Source organism: Bradyrhizobium sp. Pha-3, from assembly GCF_042258615.1.
Lineage (GTDB): Bacteria > Pseudomonadota > Alphaproteobacteria > Rhizobiales > Xanthobacteraceae > Bradyrhizobium.
Genome location: NZ_CP170152.1, coordinates 7,727,951 through 7,753,908 on the forward strand (window position 1 = coordinate 7,727,951; position 25,958 = coordinate 7,753,908).

Here is a 25,958-nt window from a genome sequence, read left to right on the forward strand (position 1 = left end):
CCGCGGGAGGGTAAAGTCAAGTTAACAGATTGGAGCGGCCGATGGGGTAGACGACCGGCCATGCGGACTGCCCGGGTCCCTCTTTATCTCCGCCATCGCTTCTCACCGGAAATGATCAGCTATGCGGTTTGGTTGTATTTCCGGTTTCTCTTAAGGTACGCATACGACGAAGACCGCCAGATTGGCGCATGCGCGTGAGAGCGGCGGCCTCTATGATGGCTGGGCGTTGTGTGAAGGTCAGGCGACCTGCTGATCGACGGGCTTGTCGGCTTGGCGCAGGAGCTTCCATTCCCAGGGCAGCAGTTCGTGCAGACGCGAGGCTGGAAGATCGGCGATACGACCGAGGACGTCAGCGAGCCAGGCTTTCGGGTCGACGTCGTTGAGGCGTGCGGAGGTGATGAGGGTGAGCATGACGGCGGCGCGGTCGGCGCCGCGTTGGGAGCCGGCGAAGGTCCAGTTGCGCCTTCCCAATGCGATGCCACGCAACGCTCTCTCAGCCGCGTTGTTGCTGAGGCAGATCCTGCCGTCGTCAAGGAAGCGGGCGAAGTCGTCCCAGCGCCTGAGCATGTAATTCATTGGCTTCAGGACCTCGGAGGAGCGCGAGAGGGTTTCGCGCTCACACAGCAACCAGGTGTGCATGTCCGCGAGAAGCGGCTTGCTCTTTTCCTGGCGCACGGCGCGCCGCTCGTCGGCACTGCAGCCGTTGATGGCGCGCTCGATCTCGAACAACGCATCGAGGCGTCTGACCGCCTCCAGCGCGATCGGAGAGACCGGTTTGCCCTTCTTACCTTCCCGAGCATTTTTCTCGATGTCAGCCAGTTCGAAGAAGCCCCGCCGCGCATGGGCCAGGCAAAACGCCGGTGTGATCGGCATCGCTTTCTTTTGCGGATCGAACAACGGCTCGAAGCCGCTGTAGCAATCAGCTTGCAGGATGCCGGCGAAGGCGGCCAGATGCCTCTGCGGGTGTTCGCCTCGTCGGTCGCTTGAGGCGTAATAGACCGCCGCCGGCGGCGCAGGCCCGGCGAAGGGCCGGTCATCCCGTACATAAGTCCAGATCCGCCCGGTCGTGCACTTGCCCTTCGCCAGGATACGGATGGTGGGGTGAGTAGGCCGGAGGGATTTCACCTCCGGCCTCTCGCAGAACCAGGGCGTGAGGCTCTCACCTCACCCGGCTCCCATCAGGCAAGCTTGTCGCCAATACCGAGTTGCCAGTGAGCAAAGAGTCTGCGGTTCTCGCGAGCGATCTTCTCCAGGAAGATGCGAGCGCGCCCCAACCGATGGCGGAAGCGCTTGTACTTTCGTTTCAACCAGATAGCTATTGCTTGGTTGATGTAGCGGGCCATCGGATATAGCGCCGAGCGCATGTATTGCCCGTAGTACGCGATCCACCCCCGAACTATCGGGTTTAGTTCGCGGGCAATGTCGTCCAGCGTCAGATTTGGCCGCCTACGAAAGTTCAAGTCTCGGATCGTTGCCCGCATCGCGTTCAGCACTGACTTGCTGACCGCCGGAGTGAACCCGCAGAAAATTTTCTGCGAGTACGGCCCCCGGACTGACCTCGGCCGGAAGCAATATCCGAGAAAGTCGAACATAACCGTCTCGCTCTTGCCTCGGCGTCGGTCGTCCTTGCAGTAGACAATCCTCGTCTTCGTCGGATGCAATTCCAGGCGACACTCGGCCAGTCGAATTTTCAGCGCTTCGCAAACGCTCTGCGCCTCCACCTCACTCTGGCAGTGTATCAACCCGTCGTCAGCATACCGGCACCACCTGAGTTCAGGGAACGTTCGTGCCATCCAGAGATCAAATGTATAGTGCATGAAGAGATTGGCGAGAATCGGGCTCACTACTCCCCCTTGCGGGGTGCCGCAGCTTCGCTCGACGACAGCTCCATCCTCTTGCACAATCGGCGCTGTCAGCCATCGTTCGATGTAGAGCAACGCCCATTCGCACTTTACATGCTTCCGGACAGCCCGCAGCAGAAGCTCGTGGTCAATGTTGTCAAACAGTCCCTTGATATCGAACTCTAGAACCCAGTCGTACTTCCAGCAACGCTTGCGCGTGATGCCTACGGCATCAAGAGCCGATTTACCCGGCCTATAACCATAGGAATCCGCCAGAAAGATTGCGTCCAGAGTCGGTTCAATGAGCTGTTTGGCAACTGTTTGTGCCACGCGATCCGCCACAGTGGGCACCCCGAGGATCCTTTGGCCTCCGCTCTTCTTCGGAATGGAGACGGCGCGAACAGGTGGCGGGAAGTAGGCGCCTGAGCTCATTCGATTCCAAATCTTGTAGAGGTTACTCTTCAAGTCGGATTCAAATTCCTCAATCGTCACTCCGTCGACACCGGCTGCGCCACCATTGGATCGCACCTGCAGATACGCTTCGTACACCTTTCTTTTGTCGATGTTGAACGGCTTACTTGGCTGATTCACCGCCGGCCTCCTGTTGCCAGTTGCAACGATGGCCAGCCCACCTGATCCGATCCCTTCGCTCCAGCCCCATTACGAGCCTTCGTCACTTGTACGGATCGGTCCGCCCCAGTGCTCCGCATTGGTACTCTTGCCTCGCGGTTTTCTCCGCTTGTGCTTCTCCCTTTGCATCGGAACGACTGGTTCCTGCAGTTCCGTGACAACGCCTGCATCCGGTTCACGCCCCCTCAACGCCGGTCGCCGCCCGCCCAGTCATCAGGCTTCCAGCGGACTGATCCCAGAGGGACGACACACCTCTGGTTTTGACGACGATTTCCATGTTACGACGCTTCATCGGCGGGTTCATTTTCATTCGTCTCTCGGATGCTCATCCGCTCGGGTATTTCCCGATCGTTAGCTTCAACGCTCACGACCGCGCCTCTTAAGCGAAGCCGCTTGAAGTGATTTGGGACCTGCTCCTGAAAGCCGATCCCGAGGGGCCTTCCCTCATCGCTGTCACAGCTTGTGCTCACAGATTATCAGATCATCACGATCATCCTTTCTGTGTGCTTCTGCAGCACACTGTCATCGCCATGAAGGCGATCGGCAGCGAGTACATGGCGTTCGATCAAGTGGAAGAGCGGCATGACGGCGAAGGTCCCGTGGCCGACTTGGTCGGCCAGCGTCGACAACGGCAGGTCGATCCCCTCGGCCTTAAAGCGCGCACTCTGGCGATTGAGCGGGATATGCATGCCGAACTTGTCGAACAGGATCGTCGCCAGCAATTGTGGGCCGATAAAGCCGCGCGGCGTGGCATGGAACGGCGCGGGCGGCTGGCTGATCTTCTCGCAATCGCGGCAGGTGAACTTCTCGCGCACCGTCTCGATCAGCTTGAAGCGGCGCGGGATCTCCTCCAGCGTCTTGGTCACATCCTCACCGATCTTCGCCAGCCGCGATCCACCGCAGCAGGCACAGGTCGTTGGAGCCTCAATGACGACGCGCTCGCGTTCGATGTCATCCGGCCATGGCTTGCGCACCGGCCGCTTGCGCATGAAGGGGCGGACGTTCTGCGTCTTCGCCGCTGCGGCCTGCGCGGCAAGCTCATCCTCGCTCGCCGTGGTGACGAGGTCTTCGAGCTCCAACTCCAGCTGCTCGAGCAGCCGTGCCGTGCGCTCGGAGCGCTGCCATACAGTTCGCGTTTGAGCTTCTCGATCCGCAGCTCGAGATGCGCGATCAGCGCCTCGTTGTCCGACAGCTCCGCCCGCGCACTGGCAGCCCCGCCTCGGCTCGCAGCCGCGCCTCACGCTCGGCCTGCAGCGCCGCCAGGGCACTCGCAAGGTCCGATGGAAGATCGTCCGGCTTCGATATCATGAAGCCATTGAATCAGATCAAGCAGCAGATTCAAACCCGTAAAATGGCTATCCGACCCGCGTCGGACGCTGGGTTTCTTGAGGGTTGCGCCAATCGATCCCGGACAACAGATAGCTCAACTGCGCTGGAGAGATCGTTACCGATTCACCGGCAACCGATGGCCAGATAAACCTTCCTCTCTCGAGTCTTTTGGTAAACAGGCATGCTCCCTGGCCATCGTGCCAAATGACCTTCAAAAGATCGCTGCGGCGACCGCGGAAGACGAACAGATGACCGCCGAGCGGGTCTTTGCGCAGCACCTCCTGCACTTGAAGTGCCAACGACGGAAAGCCTCTGCGCATATCCGTGTAGCCTGTCGCAAGCCACACTCGCGCGCCTGTCGGAACCGGGATCATCGGCGCACCAGAGCATCGAGAACTCGACGCAGCGCGTCTCCATCAACGTCGCCATCGACCCGGATGCGGTGTCCGCTACCAAGATCAATCTCGATGATGCCATGGCTCCTCCGGCGACGCGCCGGCGCCGTCGTCAATGGTGCTTCGGCCACATCCCGCGGCGGCACAGACGGCCCAATCTCGACCGGCACGAACGGCGCTATACTCGACTCACCGTGCTTGCAAAGCTCTTTGCGCCACCTGAACAGCTGGCTCACATGAAGGCCGGCCATGCGAGCCACCTCGGAAACAGTGGCTCCGGGCTCGAGCGATGCTGCAACTAGCCGTTCCTTCTCATCCGGCGACCACCGACGCCGCCGCTCGACTGTTGTGATCACCTCTGCCCGCGAAATCGTCATAGCGCTTCTCCTAGGATTACCCCTAGGACCTGCAGCGCTCGCGTCCGTCAAACAAGGCGGCCCTCAACGGAGGGATACCTCTTAAGCTTGCGCATAGGAAATGCTGGCGGCGCGTGGCATTGGCGTGACCTATGAAACCGTGCGCTAGTGGGGGCGGAAATTCGGCAAGGCGTTCCGACCGGACTCGCGCGCCGCGCGGCGGCTCATGTCTTGAAATCCGCCGGCACGCCGCCGCGCGTGATAATCACGGACAAGCTCCGTTCGTACGGCGTTGCGAGGGCGCAGATGGGCTTTCACGTCGAACATCGCCGGCTCAAAACTCTCAACAATCGGGCTGAGAATTCTCATCAGCCGACGCGCCGACGCGAGCGGATCATGAATCGTTTCAAATCATCCCGTCAGGCTCAATGGTTTCTGTCAGTTCGCGATCAGGTCGCGAACCTTTTCCACATTCCCTATCCCGGAGCCGTCACTGCCGACTTCCGTCGCGCTTCGCGCGAGCGAGCCTTTGCGACTTGGCGAGAGATGTCCACGACAAGCGCTATCGCCTAATCTCGAACCTTTGAGAAGCGCCTCCTTCAGCTCGGCGGTCGATTAAGTTGACGATGCCCTCCATGCGTCTCCCACACGTTCTTGCTCGGCGTTGATTGAATCATCAGCCGACGAAGACCGAGACTGCAGCCCGCAAAGCTGACCGGCCGCTACTGCAGGACGTTCTGGTGTGTTCGAAGTCAGACATACGGCTTGCCTCAACAATCGCTAGCCTTGTCGCGTAAGCGACATAGCTATCGGAAGGTCGGGAATGCGCATCGCTTTGCTGGCATGGATTCTGCTCACCACCAGGGGCGTAGAAGCGAGGCTACGACATCGAGCGTCGTTGCGGATGGCGCGCACATGTGTTGTTCGTGAGGTGATATGCGACCTGGAGTTCTTATACGGGGCGCGGCAGCAGTTACGCTTGCCGCTTGCGGTGGCGCTAATTCGGCGGATCTCGATCCAGTGGTGAAGGTTTCATCCGACACTGTGGAGCTGGACCGGGAATTATCTCGGCATGCACGGCGGTGGCGGCTATGGCCGGACATCTTCAGTGACCCCTACGGCCCATCTATCTATGGCGACATCGTCCATACCCTGCATCCATGGCCGGGGGCCAGAGCGGTGATCACAGCTTTAGACCGTGCCGCCCAGTCGCCCGCTCAGATGTCCGGGAGATCGGAGCCTGATTCTGGCGCAAGATTTGCGTGCAACGTTTAGGACGCTTTGGGCGCAAGGGCCAGTGCTGGGCTTTGGAGGCGACACTGAACGCAGCTGCGCCAATTTCGTGAGGTCAACCCAGCCTCCGTTATCCCCACACAACGAGGACAAGTGAACGATCATGTACAAGCTTGGCGCTTTCATGCTTGCGCTGCTGGGTCAACAGGGATTGGCAGCCGCGCAGCCTCCGGCCGACAACATTGCAAAGCCGCTGCTGGTGCAGTCCGATTACGAGCGAGCGCTCACGATCGGCGCTCAATATAACCAGCTCACTGTCAATATGCCCGACGTTCCGTTCTGGCTCGCAGGGGGCGAAGCGTTCGTCTACCGACGGATGACTCAAGGCAAGCACCAGTTCATGCGGGTCGATGCTGCAACTGGCGGAAAGCAGCCGGCTTTTGATCATACCCGCCTCGCGGCGGCGCTGGCCAGGGCAAGCCTCAAGAACTATAAGGCCGACAATCTGCCGTTCGCCCGTTTCGAGCTGGCCGACGATGCTCGCATGATCACCTTCAACATCGACAATACCCGGTGGAGTTGCGACCTCGTAAGCTATGGCTGCACAGCCAATGCCATGCACCCGGACGTCTATCAACAGATGGGCTATGACCCCACGCCACCCGCGGAGAACGATCCGGAGAACACAAGCATATCGCCTGACGGCAAATGGTTGGCCTATACTACCAAATACAATATCTTCCTGCGCAGCGAGGACGGCTTGCAGGACATCCCTTTGACCTGGGACGGATCTGAAGGCAACTACTATGCTTTCTCGACGCTAAGATGGTCTCCAGATTCGCGTCACCTCGTGGCTTACCGCATCCGTCCAGGCCACAAACGTCAGATCCATTACATCGAATCATCTCCGACGGACGAGCTTCAACCTAGATATTCGACGATGACGTATCAGAAGCCGGGTGATGCCTTGCCACTGCTCCAGCCGGTGCTGTTTGACATCATCAGGCAGCGCAAGATTGAAATCGACAATGCTTCCTTTCCAAATCCCTACGACCTTTCGCCGATCGAGTGGTGGAAGGACGGTCGCGGGTTCACCTTCGAGTATAATCAGCGCGGGCACCAACTCTATCGCCTTGTCGAGGTGGAAGCTGATACGGGTAAGGTGCGCTCTCTGATTGATGAGCGCAGCATTACCTTCATCGACTACCAGCGTCTAGTGATGGACCAGCGGAATACTGGAAAGATCTTCCGCTACGACGTTGAGGACGGAAAGGAGATCATCTGGGCGTCCGAGCGCGATGGATACGAGCATCTGTACCTCTTCGATGGCCGAACCGGCGAGCTCAAAAACCAGATCACTAGAGGAGATTGGGTGGTTCGCGCGGTCTACTACGTCGATCCGGTCAAGCGCCAGATTTGGTTTGGTGCGAGCGGGAAGGACAAAGGGGAGGATCCCTATTTTGTCCATGCTTACCGTGTCGACTTCGATGGGAACGGACTGACCGCGCTCACTCCTGAACCGGCCAACCATCACATTGAGTTTTCACCTAACGGCCGCTACTATGTCGACCTGTGGTCACGCATCGATGTCCCGCCGCGCTTGGTGCTGTATCGCGCCAGTGATAATGCCGAGCTGATGCAGGTCGAGAGCGCCGATATCTCCGAACTCATCGCCGCCGGCTGGCAGCCGCCCCTCAGCTTCCATGCCAAGGGCCGGGACGGCGAGACCGATATATGGGGGGTCATTCACAAGCCCCTCAACTTCGACCGAAACAAGAGATACCCGGTGGTGGAAAACATCTATGCCGGCCCAACGGGTTCTTTCGTTCCCAAGTCGTTCTCGGCCTTGGTTGAGCCGCTCACCCAAATGGGGTTTATCGTCGTTCAGATCGATGGAATGGGTACGAACAATCGCTCGCGCGCGTTCCACGACATTGCCTGGAAGAATTTAAAGGACGCCGGCTTTCCCGATCGAATCCTATGGCATAAGGCGGCGAGCGCGAAGTATTCGTGGTACGACATCTCGAACGTCGGCATTTTTGGCGGGTCCGCCGGCGGGCAGAACGCGGTGAGCGCGCTGCTCTTCCATTCTGATTTTTACAAGGTGGCGGTGGCTAACAGCGGCTGTTACGACAACCGGTTGGACAAGATATGGTGGAATGAACAGTGGATGGGTTGGCCGGTTGGCATTGAATATTCGCTGTCCTCCGCCATCGACAACGCCCACAGACTACAGGGTAAGTTGATGCTCATTGTCGGCGAAATGGACCGCAATGTCGATCCGTCCTCTACCTTCCAGATGGCTGATCGGCTCATCAAGGCAGGAAAATACTTCGACATGCTTGTGGTACCCAGCGCAGACCACGGAGTGCCCGGCGATTATAGCGAGCTCAAGCTTCTGGACTTCTTCGTTCGCAATATTCTTGGGCAGATACCACCTAACTGGAACGCCCTATCGATTGAGCTGCTGAAACCTAATTAAGGGCCATGATTGCGCGAAGAGCTATCATCATTTAGGTCCAACGCCGTGGCGACTAGAACGAGCGCCCTCCGATTTCGTCTGTCTCTCAGCATTAGAAAGTAAAAGCACAGTGATCTATGACTCTTTGGGCGTTTGGGACAGGCGCGGCCGATGTTGGCGCGGGCGCTTTTCCTAGTGTGGGCATCCATTTAATGCGGACGCGGACGGCATTTCGGTATCGTTGCCAGATATTGATTTCGCGGCACATTCGCTTGGGATACATCACCTTGATATCCAGGTACTTGGCCCAGCGGACGCCGACCTGATTCTCGACCATGTTGAGCAAGCATCCGTGTTTGGAGGAGCAGTGGAAACTCGGGGTGTCGCAAGATCCGCCTAGCTTCGGCAGGTGGAACGCCTGTTACAGGGCGCCTGCGGAATTGTTCGGTAAGGTGGTCTGACGATGCGGATGATCTCGGCTCGGGATAATGGATGTAGACGCAGTCGTCGCCTTCCGTGGCTTGCTATTCGCCGAGGTTGACCTTGCGCCAGGAGCGACGCACGTCGATGGGAATAAGGAGATTTGACAGTGCCATTGCGATCGTACTTGTAATCGTAACGTTCGAGGCGGCTGGGCTCTTCCGGGATAGGCCGGCGAGACTTGCCGATAGGTTTCACGGGCCTTTTTTAAGTATCCACCGACTGCTTGGGATGAGGGGCGCGTCGTAGAGGTCTTTGCGGTCAACGTGTTCGCCGTGGACTGGCGGAATGCATCAATTCCTTGGCCACGGTTGATCGGCCAACGCCGCCGAGCCGTCTGGTGGGAACGGCTCAGTGTTTGACGAGCTTGACCATGAGCTTGAATGTTCGCACGTTTGGCAGGCCGAACAAAGAATTCCGACAAACGAACGTCCAGCGTTTTGGCGATGCGGTCGAGCAAATCGATCGTCGGCTTTGTCGATTGACCACGCACGTCAATAAGGTTCATCACGTCACCAAAATCACCCAAGTCGCAAAGGACCTCGGCGAAGACGAAGACTGGCTGCGCGACATTGCCATCGAAATGGAGATCGAGGACGGCCTGATCTGGGTCTATGGCGTCGGCGAAGATGGTGTTCAGGCGTTCACCGACTTTGGCATCGAAAACCTGATCGAGCTCGTCAGGTTCTACAAAGAAAACCCCAAGCTGCTCCCGCGCTGGCAACGGGAATGATCCAACCGGCCTGCGGCCTACGCCGGATGCGTACGGAAGGCCCGACTGGCATTCTCCATCAGATGCCAACGGTCGGCGACTTGTACTGCGTGCGGCAGGGCCTTGATGGAGTTAGAGTCCGGCCTGACGAAGAACGGACAGATGAAGCGAGCAAGGTTCACGGAAGAGCAGATAATACGCAGTGGCATGTCAAAGGCCGCCGTCCTTTCCAAATGCTTTGAGGCAATCAACTCCGCGATTATCGAAAGGGATTCTCCAAAGAAGATGCCCCAACCGCGGCAACTTTCAATATTGAGCTCATCGCCTGACGCGCCGAAATCGCAAGATTAAAGATCGCTCCTGATAATGAAATCCATCTGCGGGCTTCCTTTGACAGCTGGAAATCCAAAGGGCCTCGGCGAGGTACCACCGTCCTGGCGTTCCGCGCAGGCGCTTCAACGCCTGCCCGATGGCCCACCGGCCCTCGAGATGCAGCGGGTCATTCGCACCGATCAAAGCCCCTTCGTACTGTGCAAAGGTGAGACTGATCGAAAGAGGACAAAACCGTGCTGCTAGCTTTCGGCTTCCGCCCAAGCCGGAGTATCACAACCTAGGCCGCAATCTGCACGGGAAGCGCGGAATAGCCGTGCGCAAAATTCGACGCAACTCGCTCGGGTTCGCCGACAATCTTGACCTCCAGCCCCGCATTCAACATTTCTTCCCAGAGGATTTTCAACTGCAGTTCCGCAAGATGTCGACCAACGCAGCGATGGATGCCGAAACCGAACGAAAGATGCTGCCGCACGTTCTTGCGGTCGATCACGAAGTTGCTCGCGTTCTCGATGACCTCTTCGTCGCGGTTACCAGAGATGTACCACATGATGACCTTGTCACCTTGCCTGATTTGTTTCCCACCGACGATAGTATCGGTCGCGGCGTTGCGGCGCATATGTGCGATGGGCGTCTGATATCGAATAATCTCGGACACGGCGCTAGACACCAGCTTGGGATTATCGCGTAGTTTTCGCAACTCGGAGGGATACTGGTTCATGAACAGGAGGCCCCCGGTAATCGAATTGCGTGTGGTGTCATTCCCTCCCACGATCAGCAGAATCAGATTCCCGAGAAATTCACTCGGCTCCATATGGCGCGTTGCGGCAGAGTGCGCCATCATGGAAATCAGGTCGACGCGCGGCTCAGCATTGATGCGCTCGTTCCAGAGTCGAGTGAAATAGTCCAGGCATTCGGACAAGATTGCGCTTCGCTTGTCCCAGCTGTCGATCGCATGGCCAATTTTCGGAATTGCAACGGCTACGTCCGACCAATAGGTCAAGAGCCGCCGATCCTCAAATGGAAAGTCGAATAGCGTGGCGAGCATCTGCGTCGTCAACTCAATGGAGACCATGTCCACCCAATTGAAGGCATCGTTGCGCGGCAAGCCGTCCAGAATCGTCCTGACCCGGCTGCGGATTAAGCTTTCGAGCTTCGTCAGGTTTTCCGGTGCGACTATCGGACTCACAGTATCGCGCTGCGGGGCATGTTTAGGAGGACCCATCTTGATGAAACTCTGAGTCCAGTGCTTATCAGGCACGTCGACAATAGTGACACCGCGCTCAGACGAAAACGCCCTATGATTTGTATCAACCGCTACGATATCTCGGTATTTGGTTACGGACCAATATGGACCATAAGGGCTATCTTGGCAGTAGTGAACGGGATCTTCCCTTCGCAGCCGCTCGAAGCAGCCCCAGATGCTATCATCTTGAAAGCGCGTGGCTTCGCTTACATCCAGATTGCTCAGCGGGATACTGCACGCATCATCGGCTCCATAGTTTGCCAATCGAGTTTTCATGATCGCTTCCGCAGATTTTGCTCTCTCAAGAGGTTACGAATCCTCAGATCGCGATCCATGGTTTCGAAATTGCCCTGACGTTTTGGTTGTGAGCGCTCGTCGCTCGAACAGAGTATCCCAAAGTGCAGGCAGCCTCCCCTACGATGTCCGGCAGTAGGGATCGCGTTGACTTTCTAAATCGCTCTGCTCCAGTGAATCGATGAGAACTATCACCGATACACAGGTGTCACCCAATGGCAGCTGCGTCGCCGCTTGAACTATCAAAGAGGGCGCAAGTGAGCATTCGCCGGGGATGGCGCAATCTGCATTGTGATCTGCAGTACCAAAGGAGGTAGGTATGACATGTTGGAGCTTGTGGTACCTTTTGAACGTTGATGATCGAAATTGAGCAGCGAACGACTCAGCGTCATGCAATCTCCGTTTCAGGCTGGGAGACGTCGGATGAACGCAAATATAACCGAAGACGAGAAACGCGAACGGCGGGCACGTCCAGAGCCCGGACTGGGGCAGATATCGGGCGGCGGCGCCGATGACGTTGGAGAACCTGCGGCAGTGGCACCAAGCATTCCATTAGTTCTTCCGGAATGGCAAAAATCGATCGAAGCGACGGGACACCTGTTCGCTACGGCACTAAAGGACGTATTGAGTTTGGCGGCCTCCACCCTGCACGATCAGGCCACCTTTCTGAGAAATCTTGCCCACTCCAAAACTCCCGCAGAGCTACTGAAGTGCCACTTGGACTTCGCCGAGAAATTCTGGTCGAAGTCGTTCAGCGAAGGCTCGAAAATATTGGATCATCTCAAACCACCGCCATCGTCTGCGGTAAGGCAAGCGCCCCACGACGCGTGAACCAGGAACCCGACCTACTCTGCTTCATCTGCGGCCGGGGCTGTACAGCGACGGCCGACGACGTTACGGATACTGCATCTCGGCGCGGTCTGAGAACACGTCCTTGCGCCGCGGTGCGCGCATCCTGTTGCTGGTTCGCCGTCGCCCGCCGCAGCGAGTAGTTCCGATTATCCTTGTTCAGCCAGTAGAACTCTCGAGTGCACGCCAGCTTCCAGTCCCCGCGACGAAATCGATCGGAACAAGTCCCAGAGGCACTCGAAGCGATCCTCCATCTCGCGCCACCCCGGACCACGAAGAGCCCACCGGGTATCTTCAGCCGTTGGAGGATGGTGATCCGGTCACGTATCTGGGCATCGCGGATCAGGAAGCCACGCCGGAAAGCGACGCCAGGCCCAGACCGCCGAACCGCGCAGTCTTGTTGTCTACAGCTTCGGGTTTGCGAGGGCGGGCAAAAGCTTCGTTTTCCGCTACCATGATACTTCGCAGCATTCTATCCGACTAGATTGGGCAATCAGTTGGGCTCATCAAAAGAGGTTCTCGGGCGCCAGGGATTTGCGCGGGACGCCGACCGTCAGACCTCCATCGATAATAATCTCGGAACCGGTAAGATAGCTGGACTCGTCGCTGAGTAGGAACAAGACGACCTGCGACACTTCCTGCGGCTCGGCTGCGCGCCCGAGTGGAATGGGGAAGAGGGAGGATTCGAAGCTCTCGGTGATCGGGCTGGCAATCAAGCCGGGATGGATCGAGTTGATGCGGACTCCCGAGGCCGCAGCTTCCAGAGCAGCGGACTTGGTTATGCCCCGCACGCCGAACTTCGAAGCGACATAGGCGTGGAGTCCGGCACTGCCCCGCAGCCCCTCGACTGACGAGACGTTGACGATCGAACCTCCGCCCGCGCGCCGGATGGCCGGTAGCGCTGCCTGCATTCCGAGGAATACGCCGGTTAGATTGACGGCAAGGGTCTTGTTCCACTGATCGAGCGGGAACTGCTCGATAGGGGCTATGTTGGCGATCGCGGCGTTGTTGACTAACCCGTGGAGCGCGCCGAAGCGCCCCTCGGCGCTTGCGACTGCCTCGGCCCACTGCTTCGGTTCGGTAACGTCCTGAGGCACATAGACGGTGGAATTGCCAAGTTGAGCCGCGAGAGCCTCTCCTTCTGTATGAAGAATATCGGTGATGACGACCCTGGCCCCCTCAGCCACCAGCAGGCGCGCATGAGCGGCCCCCATTCCGCGAGCTCCGCCGGTCACCAGAATGACCTTGTCGTTCACACGTCCCATAGTCGTTGGCCGTTCCGTTGATCAATGGCGGTGCAGCGTCTTCCAGGCGTCGAAGAGGACGCGAGGATCATGCTTGCCCTTGTAAAAGGGGGACCCGTCGAGCCAGCCGAAGATGCAGTCTGCGCTGAGCGCACGGAATACTCGACGGTAAAGACAACGTCGTCGGGAATCTCGCAGAAGAACTGGCCGATGAAGGCGAGGTTGCCCGATCCCGTCGGGACGACTTTCGGTCGATCGGTCATCATGCGCGGCATGAACTGGGCGGTAATGTAGCCACCAAAGCCGTTATGACGCGCGAAGTGTCGAGAATGTGCGGAATACTCTGTGTGAATCGCAGGTGCGAAACCGCATCTCGTATCTGACGTCACTGACCCGTTGCTCACGAACTTCCGATCGATGGCGCGATCTTCGCCTGCCCCGCCGATAGTGCAAACGCGTCGCCGTCTTCTGGCCGCCTTCGATTACAACATCAACATCGGTTACCTCCGTCCCCCGGCCGCACGCCGCGCGCCGCCAACCATGCGATGATCGGACGGACCATACGTTCTTTATCGACACGTCAATGCTAAGCGAACCAACCATTGAATCGGCTGTTGGCGGCGGACAGAAGTTAGCGGCGACGTGACGCAGGTGCCTGCGTGTGTCCTGCACAGGCACTGTCCCTCGTCGATGTCACGCGCCGCTAACCTCAAGTGGCCAGCCACGGCCTCAAGTTGCGATGGTAGCCATGCCCAAGGGAGGGCGCCCCTGGGCATGTCGAGGGTCTGCATTCCTCGTGCCAGAAGATGGTCCACAGTTCGCGTTGTTTTGTGTGGGTTTTGTTCTCTTTCCGACTTGCGAACGTCGTGATGTTTGCACCCAGCCCTATTTTCAGCGACATCATGTCGTTCGTGGCGCCCCACGCAAAGCATCGGCAGCGCCGGCAAACGTCTTGCTGTCAGTTTCGACACGATGAAAGACCTGGATTAACCGTCATCGGCGCTGCGTGGCGCCGTTGCATCCCTGCACGTCTGATTTCGCTCAGCTGTGTCCGGTCGATGACATGCATGTGGGAACTGCAATCAAGGCGCAAACAGCTGTTCGGGGACCGGGTTGAAAGCGCAGCGTTTTGTCTCTGTTCAAGCGGAATGCCGGTACGATGGTTTGGCACGCTGGTTGCTGAGGCACGTATGGCTCGGCTGCCCATATACTCGCGCAACCCCCATGAGACAGCAAAGCCTCTTCGAAGCGCGAACTAGCGCGGGTGGCCCTCCAGCCGCCCGCGCGCTTTTCCGCAGGCCGCCCGTGAAAACTATGCCATGAAAAGGCTTTGGAGAACGCCATAGAGGCGCTGAGGAGATGGTCTGAAGGCTAACTCGCAACCGGCATCGTACTTGCCGCGTTGGCAAAGCTTGAAGCGAGTGGGCCAATACCGAGGCTGCCTCCAGAACGGAAGCGCTCTGCCGTCACACGGATGCGCGCGTCAAAGCTACGCCCCCAGCAATCTCGGTCGACGGTCCCGCTGTCAATTTCCGGAAACCAAACGGGTCGAAGTGTTAGAAGAGTGCGAGATCACTGCATATCACGAGGCGGCGCATGCGGTGATTGCTCGCGCACTCGACACCGCGCCGCTCCCGGCGGACCCCTAGCGATAGATGATCCCGGCAAGGATGGCTTTGACGCGCACGGAGACGGCCATGTAATTTTGTGCGGCTTTGATGGACTTGAGCCTTCCCGGATCATTCTGTGCGATGTTGGGATCAGATAGGAGGCGCTGCAGCCGGACGCGGCGCCATGCCTGCACACGGCGAAGGCGCGGCAGGATCGGCGGCCGTGCGAAAGCGTCGATCCGCTCAAATCTGCTCGCCACTGCCTGTTTCCTCCAAATTGCAGACTAGCGCAATCCGCCGCACGGATGGAAGAGGAGCCCGTGATGATACGGACTGGCCGCTCCGGTCGGCGCCAATTGAAACCTTTCCATTGTTGGGAGGTCGCATTAGGCACGGGACGTGAAGTCCGCCTGTCGTGAATTCGGACAAACTGATGGCGGCAAGACGGATGCTTTGGCGTCGCCAAAGACGACAACGGGCTTCGATATGTGACCTGCGCGATCGCGAGGGCCGATACGGCCGAAGCCGTAAAGGCTCCGTCGGCAGCTGGCGCAGGCGAAGCAGCGATCTCGAATCTTGAACTCCGCGAAGCCGACTGGAAGCGGCCTTGGCCATGGCGAGCTTGTGGCGACAGAACGATGATCGAAATGATCCGCTGGCGCACCGAACAGGCGGGCCCAAAGCAGGTGGTGTCGGGGCCCTCGGCCGCGAACGCGTTCACCTTGAAGCGCGGCTGCCAAGCGTGTTCAGACCGAGATAAAGGCGTATCTGGACTGGTTCAACACCGAGCAAAGCCAGGACCCTGTCACCGCCCTCATCGCCGGCATCGATCACGTCGGGGCATTCTTCAGATTGATGCACGATCGAGGCTTGCCTAAGCTGTAAGAACAGCCTTGGTATCGAAGGGGATTTTCATATGATGCATTTCGCGTGCGTGCTCAGTCTTCCAGGAAGTACCCGGGCCCTAGGGAATATAGGCAATGCCCTCAAGGTCAGATGGCTTCTCCACCGTCGACTTCATAAGCGCAGCCACATTGGCTGCCCCAAACTTTCCGATAACGAAGCCGAGTTCGAACACAACATTCTGCCGCGCCCGCGGTCGAAGGCCTGCATCCGTATCCACAATACCGCTCGCGACCAACGATCCAAGGCCTGTTCGACAGTATACAGTTGCGGCGCACCCATCTGATGCCCTGCTAGAAACGCCAGCAAGGACATATGCAAAAGGAAAACGCCCCGCCCTTTCGGACGGGGCGCTACGGCGGCCCGGACTTGGGGTCAAGGCCAGATCTGGCCGCCGAATCATTGCTTCGGCTATCATACCGTAGCCAAGCTCCGTGCGGGCGCGAGATGTCATTTAGATGCGGATTAGGCGATGCTGAACAGGTTTTCGCGGTGGCACCATCCGGGAGGCCATAGCCCACCCAAGTACATCGGCTCGATCAAGACCTACCTCTTGCACAACGGATCCGGCCCTTGGCACTCGCCGGCAGCAGGCGATGGTGTCAGATGACCTTTTCGCCGCCTCGGATAAGAAGGTCGCGGACGTCGCTCATCGCTCGGCCCTATCGTTGCGGACGCCTGGCCTTTCGGAAGCGTGAATGTGACGGGGAAGGTTGCGGCGGCCAGAGCATCGAGCGCAGTCTGCTCCTCGGCGAGTCGCCTTTCGATGAACTGACGTTCCAGCTCCGACAGCTTCGTCCGAAGCAGCCGTCGATAGCGGTGACTGTTGTTGCGATGCGCACGGATGCGGGCCAGATCTTCGTTGAGCAACGTCGTCTCTCCTGACGGTCGTCACGGTCCTTTTTTGCGGAACCCGGGAAAGAGATCCCCCGGCGCAAAAAATATTCGGACGCGATTGGCTGTCAAGATGCCTCTCGTCGCGTCTGCAAGTCCTTCGGAAAGGCGGCGCAGGGGCGACGCGCCGTGCCCGACGGCTGCGATTTTTTTGCGCTCCCCTCTTGAAACAGCCTCTTGCTTTTCTACGTCATTTTCGCCGCGAGAGCGGTGTGCCGGGGCGCCTTCAACGGGTCCGGCACGGGCGCCGGGTCGGGTCTTCGGATCTGTCCGAAACCCCTGTCCTGCGCTCCTTCGTATCCATCTTGCTCTTTGGAGGACTTGGTTATGAGGACCACGTTTGACTTCGCGCCCCTATGGCGCTCCACCATCGGCTTCGACCACTTGGCCGGCCTCGTCGAAGGCACGCTGCGCCAGGCGACCGAGGACCACTACCCACCCTACAACATCGAACGCTTTGGCGAGGACCATTACCGGATCTCGCTCGCCGTCGCCGGCTTCGGCGCCGGCGACGTCGCCGTAACGGCCGAGCAGAACACGCTCACCATCGAGGGCAGCAAGCCCGAGAAGGCGACCGGCGAATATCTGTATCAGGGCATCGCCGCCCGCCCATTCCGGCGGGTGTTCAATCTGGCCGACCACGTCCAGGTGAAGGAGGCTTCCTTCCGAGACGGTTTGCTGATCGTCAATCTGGTCCGCGAGCTGCCGGAGGCCATGAAGCCGCGCCGGATCCAGATCGGAAGCGGCGGATCTCCGTCGCAGATCGAGCAGAAGAAGGCGGCCTGACGCCCGGTCGAGGGGCGACGGCGGCGCGCGCCAGCGCCGCCGCGCTCCCTTCCCTCATGCAATGAAGGAGAAAACCATGGCAATTCGTGATCTCATTCCCTGGTCGCGGAACCAGGAGCTCGCGCCCACGCGCGGCAACTACGATCCGTTCATGACGCTGCATCGCGAGATGAACCGCCTATTCGACGACGTCTTCCGCGGCTTCGGCGGCACAGGTTTATCACCGCTCATGGAAGGGCAATTCGGCTGGCCGAAGATCGAACTGAGCGAGACCGACAAGGCGCTGACGATCTCGGCCGAGCTTCCCGGCATGACGGAGAAGGACGTCCAGATCGAAATCGCGAACGGCGTGCTGACCATCCGCGGCGAGAAGAAGAGCGAGCGCAAGGACGAAGGCAAATACTTTACCGAGCGCCACTACGGCTCGTTCCAGCGGCAGATCGCGCTCGATGACGTCGACGAGGACAAGGCCGAGGCGTCGTTCAAGAACGGCGTCTTGACCATCTCGCTGCCGAAATCCGAGACCCCGCGGGCGGACGTCAAGCGCATCGCGATCAACGCGCAGTAAAGACCATCGTGGGCGGCGGTCGCCGCCGCCCCGAACCCACTGAAAACCAGTCCCGAGGAAAGGAGCCTATAAGGGAGTCAACCGATGATTAACGCCAACACGAATACCGGCAATCTCAATCCGCTCTTTCATCCAGCCGCGCACTATGCGTTTCCGGGGGATGTCCTGAGCGACAACGGGCTCTCGGTGCCGGAGAAGCGGATCATCCTGTCGTCATGGGCGTCCGACATCTACGCCGTCGAATCCTGCCCCGCCCTGCGCGAGATCCCCGGCATCGGCCACACCATCCGGATCGCAGATATCCTGGCCGCGTTGCGCAAGCTCGACGGCGACGATGACGATCCGCCTCGCCCCGGCGGCCTCGCGATGCGGTTGCGGAGGTCAGCATGATGCTCACGCAGGCTGTCGTGACGATGGTTCTGCTGGGGCATGCTTCGGCGACGTGGGTCGTTCCGTTCATTGCTTACATGAGCGAGTCGAGTGACCAGCCCGCGCAGCGAGCGTAGATGACACTCTGGCGCTATTCCCGCGTCCGACGCAGGCGGCATCGATTTTCTGTTCTGCTTCTCCCAGCGAGCCTCGTCTTCGGCTCGTCTGTCGAGTGCCGCACGCCGCTTTCAATGGCCCTCGCCTTAGCTTCATGCCCGCCGAATGCCGCCCGCACCTTCGCGCCCCCTTGTCCCGCCGCTCAGGTCTCTTGCTCTCGCGGTTTCTTCACGGCGGCGCTCGGCCTGCTGCCTTGCCCGCTCCCTCTCGAATTCCAATGCGGCCTTCCGGGCGGCCTTTTCGCTGATCTTGGGAGACGCTCCCTTCTTCGGTTCCGGACGGCGCTTTGGGCGTCCGCGACCGTCGTGGTCGCCCGGAGCGGGTCGGCAGCCCGGACTGTTTGGCGAGGTGCCCGTTCGATCCCGCGGGCCGCCTGAGGACGACGCCCGGCTTTGCCATGGTCAAGACCACGTCGGGGCGTCCGTTACCGTGGCAACGCCTTGGTGATAGAGGTTGCTGCCCGCTCCCCCAGGCTTCCAGCGCCGCCTTCATCCAGGGCGCTCGCGATCACAAGATCGTAGAAGCCCAGCGAGGTCTGAGACGTCTCGAGCTTCACACGCCCACGGATTCCCTAGCGCCGGCGCGCGACCCAAACGCCGAGCAGGAACGCGACGAGGAGCGACTGCAATGGGGACTTCACGGTCACCTTGCGCAACTGCTCGCCCCCGCGCATCGCCATATCGGACGAGAGCGAATGCAGCGGGCTTCGGTTCGCTCGCGGCTCCGTCTGGCCAATCGGCCTGGCCACAAAACTCTGCTCGATGTCGCCCTCCTCGTCCGTCAGCCCGGAGGCTTCCGTCATTGCCGAGGCTTCCTTCATATCCATGCGCCTCTCCCATACGGCTTCAGGCCGACTTCCGCTGCGGCCTGGCTGCTGGCTTCCTCACCGCGGCCCTCGCCAGCTTCTTCCCGGCTATCGGCATCAGCATTTCCTTTTGCGCAGCCGCCGCCTTCCTGCCTTTCTTGGCCGGGCTCTTCGAGGTGGTCCCGGCGGAGGCACCGCCGACGCTCCGCCGCAGCGCCTCCATCAGGTTGACGACGTTGTCCGCTGCCGGCCGCTGCTTCGGGTGATGGGCTTTCCGGCGCGCTTTCGATTGATGAAGTCGATGAGCGCGGCTTCGTAGCGGTCCTCGAACTCTCGGGCTCGAAGCGGGCGGCTGGTTCACGATGCGCTTGGCCAGATCGAGCATGTCCTTCGTCAGCTTCACCGCCTGGATGTCGTCGAAATACTCCTGCTCCGGTCGCACTTCGTACGGATAGCGCAGCAGCGTGCCGACGAGCCCTTGCCGAGCGGCTCGAGCGCCATGATGTGCTCCCGGCTGGTCAGCACCACGCAACCGATCGCGACCTTGTCCATTCGCGGACGGTCTCGCGGATCACCGCGAAGGCCTCGTGCCCGACCTTGACGTCGGGCTTCAGACAATAGGGGCGGATCCGGTAGCGCGGGCGATGTCGGCCTTGTCGACGAGTTCGTCGATCTCGATGGTCCGGGTCGACTCCAGCGCGATCTCCTCGAGCTCCTCCTTGCTGACCTCGATGTACTGGCGTTGTTGAGTTCGTAGCCTTTGATGATGTCCTCGTTTGGCACCTCCTCGCCGGTCTCCGCATCGACCTTGAGGTATTTGATCGGGTGTCCCGTCGACCGGTCGAGCCGATTGAACGAAATCTTCTCAGACGCGCAGGTGGCCCGATAGAGCGCCACTGGGCAGGTGACGAGGGACAGACGCAGAAAGCCCTTCCAGTTGGCTCTCGGGGCCATGACTTCGATACTCCGGATACGTCGCGTCCTGGATTCAAGACGATCACCTGGGCCCGGTTCCGACACGCCCATACGATTTTTCGACAATTCTCTCGCCGCCGCGCCGAGCTCATTGAGTCGGTGCTGTCCTATGACACCCGCGGAAGGAAACTAGGACACTGTTGCACGCAGGCTATTGCGGGAGGATCAGGGAAGGACGCAAAATCGAAGCTGCCGACCTCCAAGAGATAAATCGGCGGATCAAGTAGCGGCCCCAGCACCGGCCCTCGGCCCCCAGAGGTGCTGGGGCCGTTCTTCATTTGGCCGCTCGCGCGGGGGTACCCCGGGATTTTACGGAATCCCCTCGGCTGCATTTGGAGCTAATTTCTTCATTGCCGGGGCTAGATTTCATCCCGAAGCAATTTTCAAAGTTCCGGCAGGGGCCGTCCGCGTGACAGGCCCCTTTTCATTTGGCTTCGCCGTTCCTTGCGGCGAACTAGCCGTGCGCGACATGCCTTCAATCGGCTGACCAGTCTTTTCTCAACGCTAGCCAAAATCGGTTGGCGCCGTCTGCCCGAGGCGCTTTCGCCCAGGCTCCAATCGGTTGACGTGAGCGAAAACCAGCCAACAAGCCTGCCCGAGGGCCTGTTGACGCAATTGGGCGCCTAATTCTGTCCGAAAATCCGCGGCCCGAACAAGTGCTGAGGAACCTGGACACACCCCTGAGCCCCGAGGGTATGTCGGCCCGACGGTCCTATTTTTTCCTCGACGACGGAAATGAACCGTCCGGGCCGAACGACGGCCAGGCGCAGTCGATGCCTTCGCCGTCTCTCGCTGAAATGGTCGCGGACTGGCTGAGGGCAATCCGACGGAGGACGCTGCGGAGGTGGAAAAGCTTTGCTAAAGAGCCGGGCGCCCAGCTATGCGGCGCTTCCTGCACAGGCTGTTGGTCAACTCTGGCAATGGAGGGTTCCAGGAAGCGGTAGCCAATGATCTACGGCAGGCGGCGAAAACATCCCGACTGCGCGCGCGCCGGCGCTGGCGTTCATGCAGGCTAACCTCGATTCCCGGCACACAAGGACGAGACCTGGATTAGAACCAACATGAGCCTGCTGCGGGTAGCGCGCCGGGCCAAAAATCGATTGACCATGCTATCAGAACTTTACGCTTAAGATGGCGTTGAATCCGTTCTGGGCGATGCCTGAACCGAACTGGCCCTGGTAGGCGATGCCAAGGGTGCTGTTGCTCGAAAGCTGGAAGTCCAGACCGGATTTCACGAGTGCCACGTCGTTGCCAATGGATAAGCCCGAAGCCACAAAAGCGCTGGAACCGGCAGCAAAGGTGGCTGTCGACAGCGGAATGAGGTCACCAATGGCATGACGCCAGCCAATATCAGTTCGCGCGGTCGTGGCGATGTCGCCAAGTTGAAAACGGGTGGTCGCGTAGACGCCGAGGGTGGAGAGCGTCGTTTGCATCGTGTCGTCGTGAATATCGAGCGCCGCCCCGTTCAATCCCCTCTCGCTAAAAGCATCCGTCGCGACCCGAACTTGGGGCAAGATTGGCATAGGGCTCGATCACCGACCAGTTGCCGAGACGGACCTTGTAGCCCAATTCTCCAAAAATCTGGAAAGTGCCCGCATCGTAATTCGAGATCAAGTTGTCGTTGAACCCCGGGAACGCAACGTTGCGGCTCATCTCAAGGTCGTGCCATGTATAGGCAATGCCTGAGCGCAAGGCGATGGCTCCTTCTGGCACGGTCCACTCGGTTCCGGCATAGCTCCCGAAAGTGTAGTTATCGCTGCGGCCTGATGACGAAAAGGCGCCGACGTTGAAAGTGGAGCGGCTATAGCCTGCAAGAACACCGAACCGCCAGTCGTCAAATACCGACGCGTCGATTCCGGTCATGAAGCCGCCAATGCTGGATCTGGCGCTTGCGGCATTGTGATCACCTGATTGGCTCGTCCATCCGCCAAAAGCAGAACTCCAGGCCGCATAGCGCTACAAGTCGTGGGATGGCAGGTCAGAAGAAGTCGGGCCGGCAGCGATGGCAGAGTCAGATTTGCGGCCTGGCACCTGCTGAGGACCATAACCCATCACCGCCATCGGCGAGGATGGCGCGCGCCAAAGGCCTGTTCAAGACGGTCATACACTGCCGAACGCGCATAGAAGCTGTCGTTGACAAGCCTGTCCTTCTCCGACGCATAGACGGACGGCGAGAGCTGACGCAGCGCAGATGTCACCCCCGTGCCGTTGGGCGCGGAGAAGTCGAGTGCCGCGAACAGCGGGTGCAGTCCCACCGCAGCATTGCCAGCGACCCGATCGAGCGCCGCGCCGACCGGGCGGCTATTGGCATCGGCCGCATAACGCGAATAGGCATCGGTCGGGCGAGAGAGTGTCAACGCGTAGGTGTTGTCCCCTGAGCTGTCGCGCTCGCCATTAAAGTCGGCGATTGCAGCGATGTCGTCACCTCCGTGAACGAGCCTCTTAGACTTGTTGCTTTCAGCCACTGGTTGGATGAGACACTGAAGCCGCTGCCATACCAGCCACGCTGCGGCATGATCGTGAGGGTACCGTCGAGCGCCGCACTGCCGTTCACCACGAGGCAGCTGAACGCACCAGTATCGTTCACTGCGACCTGCAAACGCCCGGTGGACGTTTGCAGATAGTCCCCATTCACCGTTATGCTGTTGTCACGACCATCAATGAGCGGCGCGACAGCACCGTGGTTGGTGAAGCTGCCATCGGTATTGAGCAGATAACTGCCGTTGCCGGACAAGGTTGCGGGTTGCGCGACAGTTGCGTCGTACACTTCGTGATTGCCGGTAAACAATGCGACGCCACCGGATAACTGCAGCGACAGGTTGTCGCGTCCAACGATGTTACCTTCATAGCGGGCTGCAAAGCTTGCGTCCGGCTGTCCCGTTGAGTGACCATTCGCGTCAGGCGTCATGCCGAACGTTAATTTGGTCAGGCGTGGAGAACCGTTCTCGTCAAGTTGGGCGTAATCAAACAGGATGTCCCCTGACAGCATTGCGCCACGCATCACATTGATCTCGCCCACATAACCATTTTTCGACATGTACATCGCTGCATGACTGCCAACCAGCCGCCCGGTCAAATCGAACGTGCTGACGAGCGGGCCGTCGATTTCGTTCAGCATCGAGACCGGCTTATTGTTAGCCGTGCGAATATACGAGCCACGATACTCACGGGAATTTCCCGTCGCATTGTTGCCAAAGTCGAAGCTCGCGGCGATGCCATGCTCGCCGAGCGCCTGCACGTCGCCACGCTGAGTAAGCGTGTGATCCTTACCATCGGCGAACATGACGCCGCGCCCATAGGCGCCGTCCGCATAAACGCGGGTCCCGGGCGGGATTGTGATCCGATTGGCTTCGCCATCGACGCGGATGCCAGCGCCCCCTGGTCCTCCCGAAAGCAGGTCGGCGCGCTGGACCACAGTGTTGCCGCTGCCATAGACGTGCAGCCCCAATCCGAGGGTGGCCGTATTGTATGTATTTGGCAGATACGCGGTGCCGTCAGCATTACGAGCGAAGAAGGGATTGTCGTTCACCAGATTTTGGCCGTTTCCGTAAATTGAATAACCGAAGAACTTGCGCCGATCGATGTCGTGGCCGATATCCTGCAAACTGGCGATCTCCGCCTCCATGAAGGTTGTGTAAGCGCTGCTGGTCATTGAGGGTGGGAGTGCCCCAATCATCCACGATGAGCAACTGGACGCGCGCGAGCTTGTCGATCAGACGTGGGACCATGACGAGGTCTTCGAACAGGCGTGGCATCCGCAAGTAGAGGACGGAATGATCGAGCCTGGCGGCCTGACGTCCGAAGGCACAGGCCAGCCGGGTTTTACCGGTACCGGTCTGGCCGGTGACGATGAGGTTCTCATGGGCTTTGAGCCAGGCGCCTTGCGCCAGCTGCAGGGTGTTACGCCGATCAAGCCCGCGGCGGGACGCGAAGTCGATATCTTCGATACAGGCGTCGACGAAGCGCAGCTTTGCTGCGGCCAGGCGATTGGTCAGGCGTTTGTCGGCACGCGTGGCGGCTTCGCGATCGAGCATCAGGCCAAGCCACTCCTCCCGGCTGAGATCGGCGGCATTGTCCTGTTCGGCCAATTGCCGGTAGGCGGCCGCCATTCCGGCCAGGCCAAGTGCCTGCATCTGGTCGAGGGTCGGGTGGATCAGCATCACGATGGTCCTTTCCTTCATTGATAGTAGGCCCCGCCACGGATGTTGGCGTGGGTGGGCGTGGCTTTGACGGGTTGGGAACGCCGCCGAAGTACGACAGGGCCCGGGTCTGGCCTTCGATCCAATCTGGTAGTCGCTGACCGGAGCTCCCCATAGCGAAGGTCAGCGACGAGGCCCCGAGCCGCGACAAAAATCTGAGCCTGACGGATCTCGCCAGTTTGCGGGTTGATCACCTCCACGGTGTGGCCGGCATAATCGGTCTGCATGACCGCCCCTGCCGCATGGCGATGGCGGAAGGTCGGGTTCGTCCGGCGCTGGTGAGCGGCGACCTCTCGCAGAACCAAGTATAGCCATAGCCGTCAGGATGCGCCGTTCGGTATTCCTGCCACAGCAGCGTCAGCGTCACGCCTTTGCGCTTCAGTTCCTGCGCAACGCGCGCCCACTCGGGCTCCCTCAAGTCCTGGGGCGGCGGCCGTCCGAGCCGCCGGAACAGGGCCCGCTGCAACGTCGCCTCGCTCTCGTAAATCGGCGGCAGCGGCCAGCTTAAGCCGGCTTCGCGAGCCCGCAGCAGGTAGGTGGCAACCGAGGTCGTGCTGATCTGCAGACGTTCCGAGATAGCCCGGACCGACAGGCCATGCTCATATGTCAGCCTCAGGATCGATCGAAGGTCCTTCACAGTTGTCCGTTTCGCTTGCTTCCGTCTCGGCATTGCCCCCTCTCAAACTCAGCTTGAGAGAGAACATTGCCGAACGGCGCTCCCGAAAACCAACCTTCACAACTGTCCGCGATTTAGCGGAATCCCTGTCCCGGAATTACTGAAATCGCTGTCCGCGAATTACCGAAATCCGTGTCCGGCAATTGCCGAAACACGCACTGGGGCTCCATGCCCAAGCCGCTCCTGCCCTGCTTATCCATGGAAATGCTAGCTAACTGTAGCCATTTTGGAGCAGCCGCCTACTACGCAGAGATGGCCCCTCGAAGTGGGATGATCGGATTTGTATTCACGATCGGATCCATCAATCACATGCCCCTGGGGGCGCTGAAGCGGTGCTTGGCAACAATCCATTTGCCATCGCCTTTCCTGCGCCAGGAGACTTTCCGATTGTTCTTGACATGGCTTGCAGCGTCGCTGCGCGAGGCAAAATAATCGTCACCGCCAAGGAGGGTGGCATATCGCTCTCCTTGAGAGGTTCTGGCAGGCTCGACACCCGCGCCGATACGCCGCCTATCTCATTCCGTCATCACCCAGTTTCCCGCATAGCTCAGGTCACCACACAGTCCGACTGGTGTCGGGCGAGAGCCGCTCCAGCC

19 protein-coding genes and 8 pseudogenes are annotated in these 25,958 nt (G+C 59.5%); 9 read left to right on the forward strand and 18 right to left on the reverse strand.

Going from position 1 to position 25,958, the window contains the following annotated elements:
• Positions 1-60: 60 nt before the first annotated feature.
• A pseudogene (locus ACE10Z_RS36150) lies at positions 61-153 on the forward strand (IS6 family transposase); the annotation flags it as partial.
• Positions 154-237: 84 nt separating this feature from the next.
• Here the strand turns inward: ACE10Z_RS36150 and ACE10Z_RS36155 are convergent.
• The 5 genes and pseudogenes from ACE10Z_RS36155 to ACE10Z_RS36175 form a co-directional block, all read right to left on the reverse strand.
• Positions 238-1,098, reverse strand: a pseudogene (locus ACE10Z_RS36155) (IS66 family transposase); the annotation flags it as partial.
• Positions 1,099-1,178: 80 nt separating this feature from the next.
• The gene (ltrA, locus tag ACE10Z_RS36160; RefSeq protein ID WP_375784977.1) at positions 1,179-2,432 is read right to left on the reverse strand and encodes a group II intron reverse transcriptase/maturase; all 1,254 of its coding nucleotides are present in this window, start codon (positions 2,430-2,432) and stop codon (positions 1,179-1,181) included.
• 551 nt (positions 2,433-2,983) lie between these two features.
• Positions 2,984-3,779, reverse strand: a pseudogene (locus ACE10Z_RS36165) (transposase); the annotation flags it as partial.
• 47 nt (positions 3,780-3,826) lie between these two features.
• Positions 3,827-4,174 (reverse strand): IS66 family insertion sequence element accessory protein TnpB, encoded by a 348-nt coding sequence (gene tnpB, locus ACE10Z_RS36170; RefSeq protein ID WP_375784978.1) that lies wholly within the window; start codon positions 4,172-4,174, stop codon positions 3,827-3,829.
• Positions 4,171-4,572, reverse strand: a complete 402-nt coding sequence (locus ACE10Z_RS36175; protein WP_375784979.1) for a transposase — start codon at positions 4,570-4,572, stop codon at positions 4,171-4,173. Before ACE10Z_RS36175 ends, tnpB begins: the two co-directional genes overlap by 4 nt.
• A 97-nt stretch (positions 4,573-4,669) precedes the next feature.
• Here ACE10Z_RS36175 and ACE10Z_RS36180 point away from each other — a divergent pair.
• From ACE10Z_RS36180 to ACE10Z_RS36190, 3 genes and pseudogenes are all read left to right on the forward strand, one after another.
• Positions 4,670-5,170, forward strand: a pseudogene (locus ACE10Z_RS36180) (DDE-type integrase/transposase/recombinase); the annotation flags it as partial.
• Between the two features lie 777 nt (positions 5,171-5,947).
• Positions 5,948-8,266, forward strand: a complete 2,319-nt coding sequence (locus ACE10Z_RS36185; protein ID WP_375784980.1) for a DPP IV N-terminal domain-containing protein — start codon at positions 5,948-5,950, stop codon at positions 8,264-8,266.
• A 940-nt stretch (positions 8,267-9,206) separates the two neighbouring features.
• A complete protein-coding gene (locus ACE10Z_RS36190) occupies positions 9,207-9,458 on the forward strand; it encodes a hypothetical protein (protein WP_375790007.1) in 252 nt (83 codons plus the stop codon).
• A 589-nt stretch (positions 9,459-10,047) separates the two neighbouring features.
• Here the strand turns inward: ACE10Z_RS36190 and ACE10Z_RS36195 are convergent.
• The gene (locus ACE10Z_RS36195) at positions 10,048-11,289 is read right to left on the reverse strand and encodes a cytochrome P450 (protein ID WP_375784981.1); all 1,242 of its coding nucleotides are present in this window, start codon (positions 11,287-11,289) and stop codon (positions 10,048-10,050) included.
• Between the two features lie 441 nt (positions 11,290-11,730).
• On the opposite strand from ACE10Z_RS36195, the gene ACE10Z_RS36200 reads away from it, so the two are divergent.
• Positions 11,731-12,138, forward strand: a complete 408-nt coding sequence (locus tag ACE10Z_RS36200; protein ID WP_375784982.1) for a hypothetical protein — start codon at positions 11,731-11,733, stop codon at positions 12,136-12,138.
• Between the two features lie 524 nt (positions 12,139-12,662).
• Here ACE10Z_RS36200 and ACE10Z_RS36205 read toward each other — a convergent pair.
• The 4 genes from ACE10Z_RS36205 to ACE10Z_RS36220 form a co-directional block, all read right to left on the reverse strand.
• Entirely contained in the window at positions 12,663-13,421 is a 759-nt protein-coding gene (locus ACE10Z_RS36205; RefSeq protein WP_375784983.1) for an SDR family oxidoreductase, read from the reverse strand.
• The gene (locus ACE10Z_RS36210; protein ID WP_375790008.1) at positions 13,409-13,675 is read right to left on the reverse strand and encodes an oleate hydratase; all 267 of its coding nucleotides are present in this window, start codon (positions 13,673-13,675) and stop codon (positions 13,409-13,411) included. The genes ACE10Z_RS36205 and ACE10Z_RS36210 overlap by 13 nt, the downstream gene beginning before the upstream one ends.
• A 2,299-nt stretch (positions 13,676-15,974) precedes the next feature.
• On the reverse strand, positions 15,975-16,367 hold the full coding sequence (locus ACE10Z_RS36215) for a TIR domain-containing protein (protein ID WP_375784984.1): 393 nt from the start codon (positions 16,365-16,367) through the stop codon (positions 15,975-15,977).
• 92 nt (positions 16,368-16,459) lie between these two features.
• A complete protein-coding gene (locus ACE10Z_RS36220; protein ID WP_375784985.1) occupies positions 16,460-16,783 on the reverse strand; it encodes a hypothetical protein in 324 nt (107 codons plus the stop codon).
• Between the two features lie 351 nt (positions 16,784-17,134).
• Here ACE10Z_RS36220 and ACE10Z_RS36225 point away from each other — a divergent pair, with 351 nt between their 5' ends.
• The 3 genes from ACE10Z_RS36225 (at position 17,135) to ACE10Z_RS36235 (ending at position 18,551) form a co-directional block, all read left to right on the forward strand.
• Complete coding sequence (locus tag ACE10Z_RS36225) at positions 17,135-17,593, forward strand: Hsp20 family protein (protein ID WP_375784986.1); 459 nt, start codon at positions 17,135-17,137, stop codon at positions 17,591-17,593.
• A gap of 76 nt (positions 17,594-17,669) precedes the next feature.
• Entirely contained in the window at positions 17,670-18,161 is a 492-nt protein-coding gene (locus tag ACE10Z_RS36230; RefSeq protein ID WP_375784987.1) for an Hsp20/alpha crystallin family protein, read from the forward strand.
• Between the two features lie 84 nt (positions 18,162-18,245).
• Positions 18,246-18,551, forward strand: a complete 306-nt coding sequence (locus ACE10Z_RS36235) for a hypothetical protein (protein WP_375784988.1) — start codon at positions 18,246-18,248, stop codon at positions 18,549-18,551.
• A 727-nt stretch (positions 18,552-19,278) separates the two neighbouring features.
• On the opposite strand, the gene ACE10Z_RS36240 is transcribed toward ACE10Z_RS36235, so the two are convergent.
• The 8 genes and pseudogenes from ACE10Z_RS36240 to ACE10Z_RS36275 form a co-directional block, all read right to left on the reverse strand.
• Positions 19,279-19,533 carry a hypothetical protein gene (locus ACE10Z_RS36240; RefSeq protein WP_375784989.1) on the reverse strand — a complete coding sequence of 85 codons (255 nt, stop codon included), beginning with the start codon at positions 19,531-19,533 and terminating at the stop codon, positions 19,279-19,281.
• A 19-nt stretch (positions 19,534-19,552) separates the two neighbouring features.
• Positions 19,553-20,466: pseudogene (locus ACE10Z_RS36245) on the reverse strand (Ku protein).
• A 1,133-nt stretch (positions 20,467-21,599) separates the two neighbouring features.
• Positions 21,600-21,956 carry an autotransporter outer membrane beta-barrel domain-containing protein gene (locus ACE10Z_RS36250; protein ID WP_375784990.1) on the reverse strand — a complete coding sequence of 119 codons (357 nt, stop codon included), beginning with the start codon at positions 21,954-21,956 and terminating at the stop codon, positions 21,600-21,602.
• A gap of 10 nt (positions 21,957-21,966) precedes the next feature.
• A pseudogene (locus ACE10Z_RS36255) lies at positions 21,967-22,377 on the reverse strand (autotransporter outer membrane beta-barrel domain-containing protein); the annotation flags it as partial.
• Positions 22,378-22,538: 161 nt separating this feature from the next.
• Positions 22,539-22,844, reverse strand: a complete 306-nt coding sequence (locus tag ACE10Z_RS36260) for a hypothetical protein (RefSeq protein WP_375784991.1) — start codon at positions 22,842-22,844, stop codon at positions 22,539-22,541.
• Positions 22,841-24,091 carry a hypothetical protein gene (locus ACE10Z_RS36265; RefSeq protein WP_375784992.1) on the reverse strand — a complete coding sequence of 417 codons (1,251 nt, stop codon included), beginning with the start codon at positions 24,089-24,091 and terminating at the stop codon, positions 22,841-22,843. Before ACE10Z_RS36265 ends, ACE10Z_RS36260 begins: the two co-directional genes overlap by 4 nt.
• Positions 23,988-24,668 (reverse strand): ATP-binding protein, encoded by a 681-nt coding sequence (locus ACE10Z_RS36270; RefSeq protein WP_375784993.1) that lies wholly within the window; start codon positions 24,666-24,668, stop codon positions 23,988-23,990. Before ACE10Z_RS36270 ends, ACE10Z_RS36265 begins: the two co-directional genes overlap by 104 nt.
• A gap of 58 nt (positions 24,669-24,726) precedes the next feature.
• Positions 24,727-25,356, reverse strand: a pseudogene (locus tag ACE10Z_RS36275) (sigma factor-like helix-turn-helix DNA-binding protein); the annotation flags it as partial.
• 338 nt (positions 25,357-25,694) lie between these two features.
• Here ACE10Z_RS36275 and ACE10Z_RS36280 point away from each other — a divergent pair.
• Positions 25,695-25,754 (forward strand): annotated as a pseudogene (locus ACE10Z_RS36280) (hypothetical protein); the annotation flags it as partial.
• Positions 25,755-25,958: the final 204 nt, after the last annotated feature.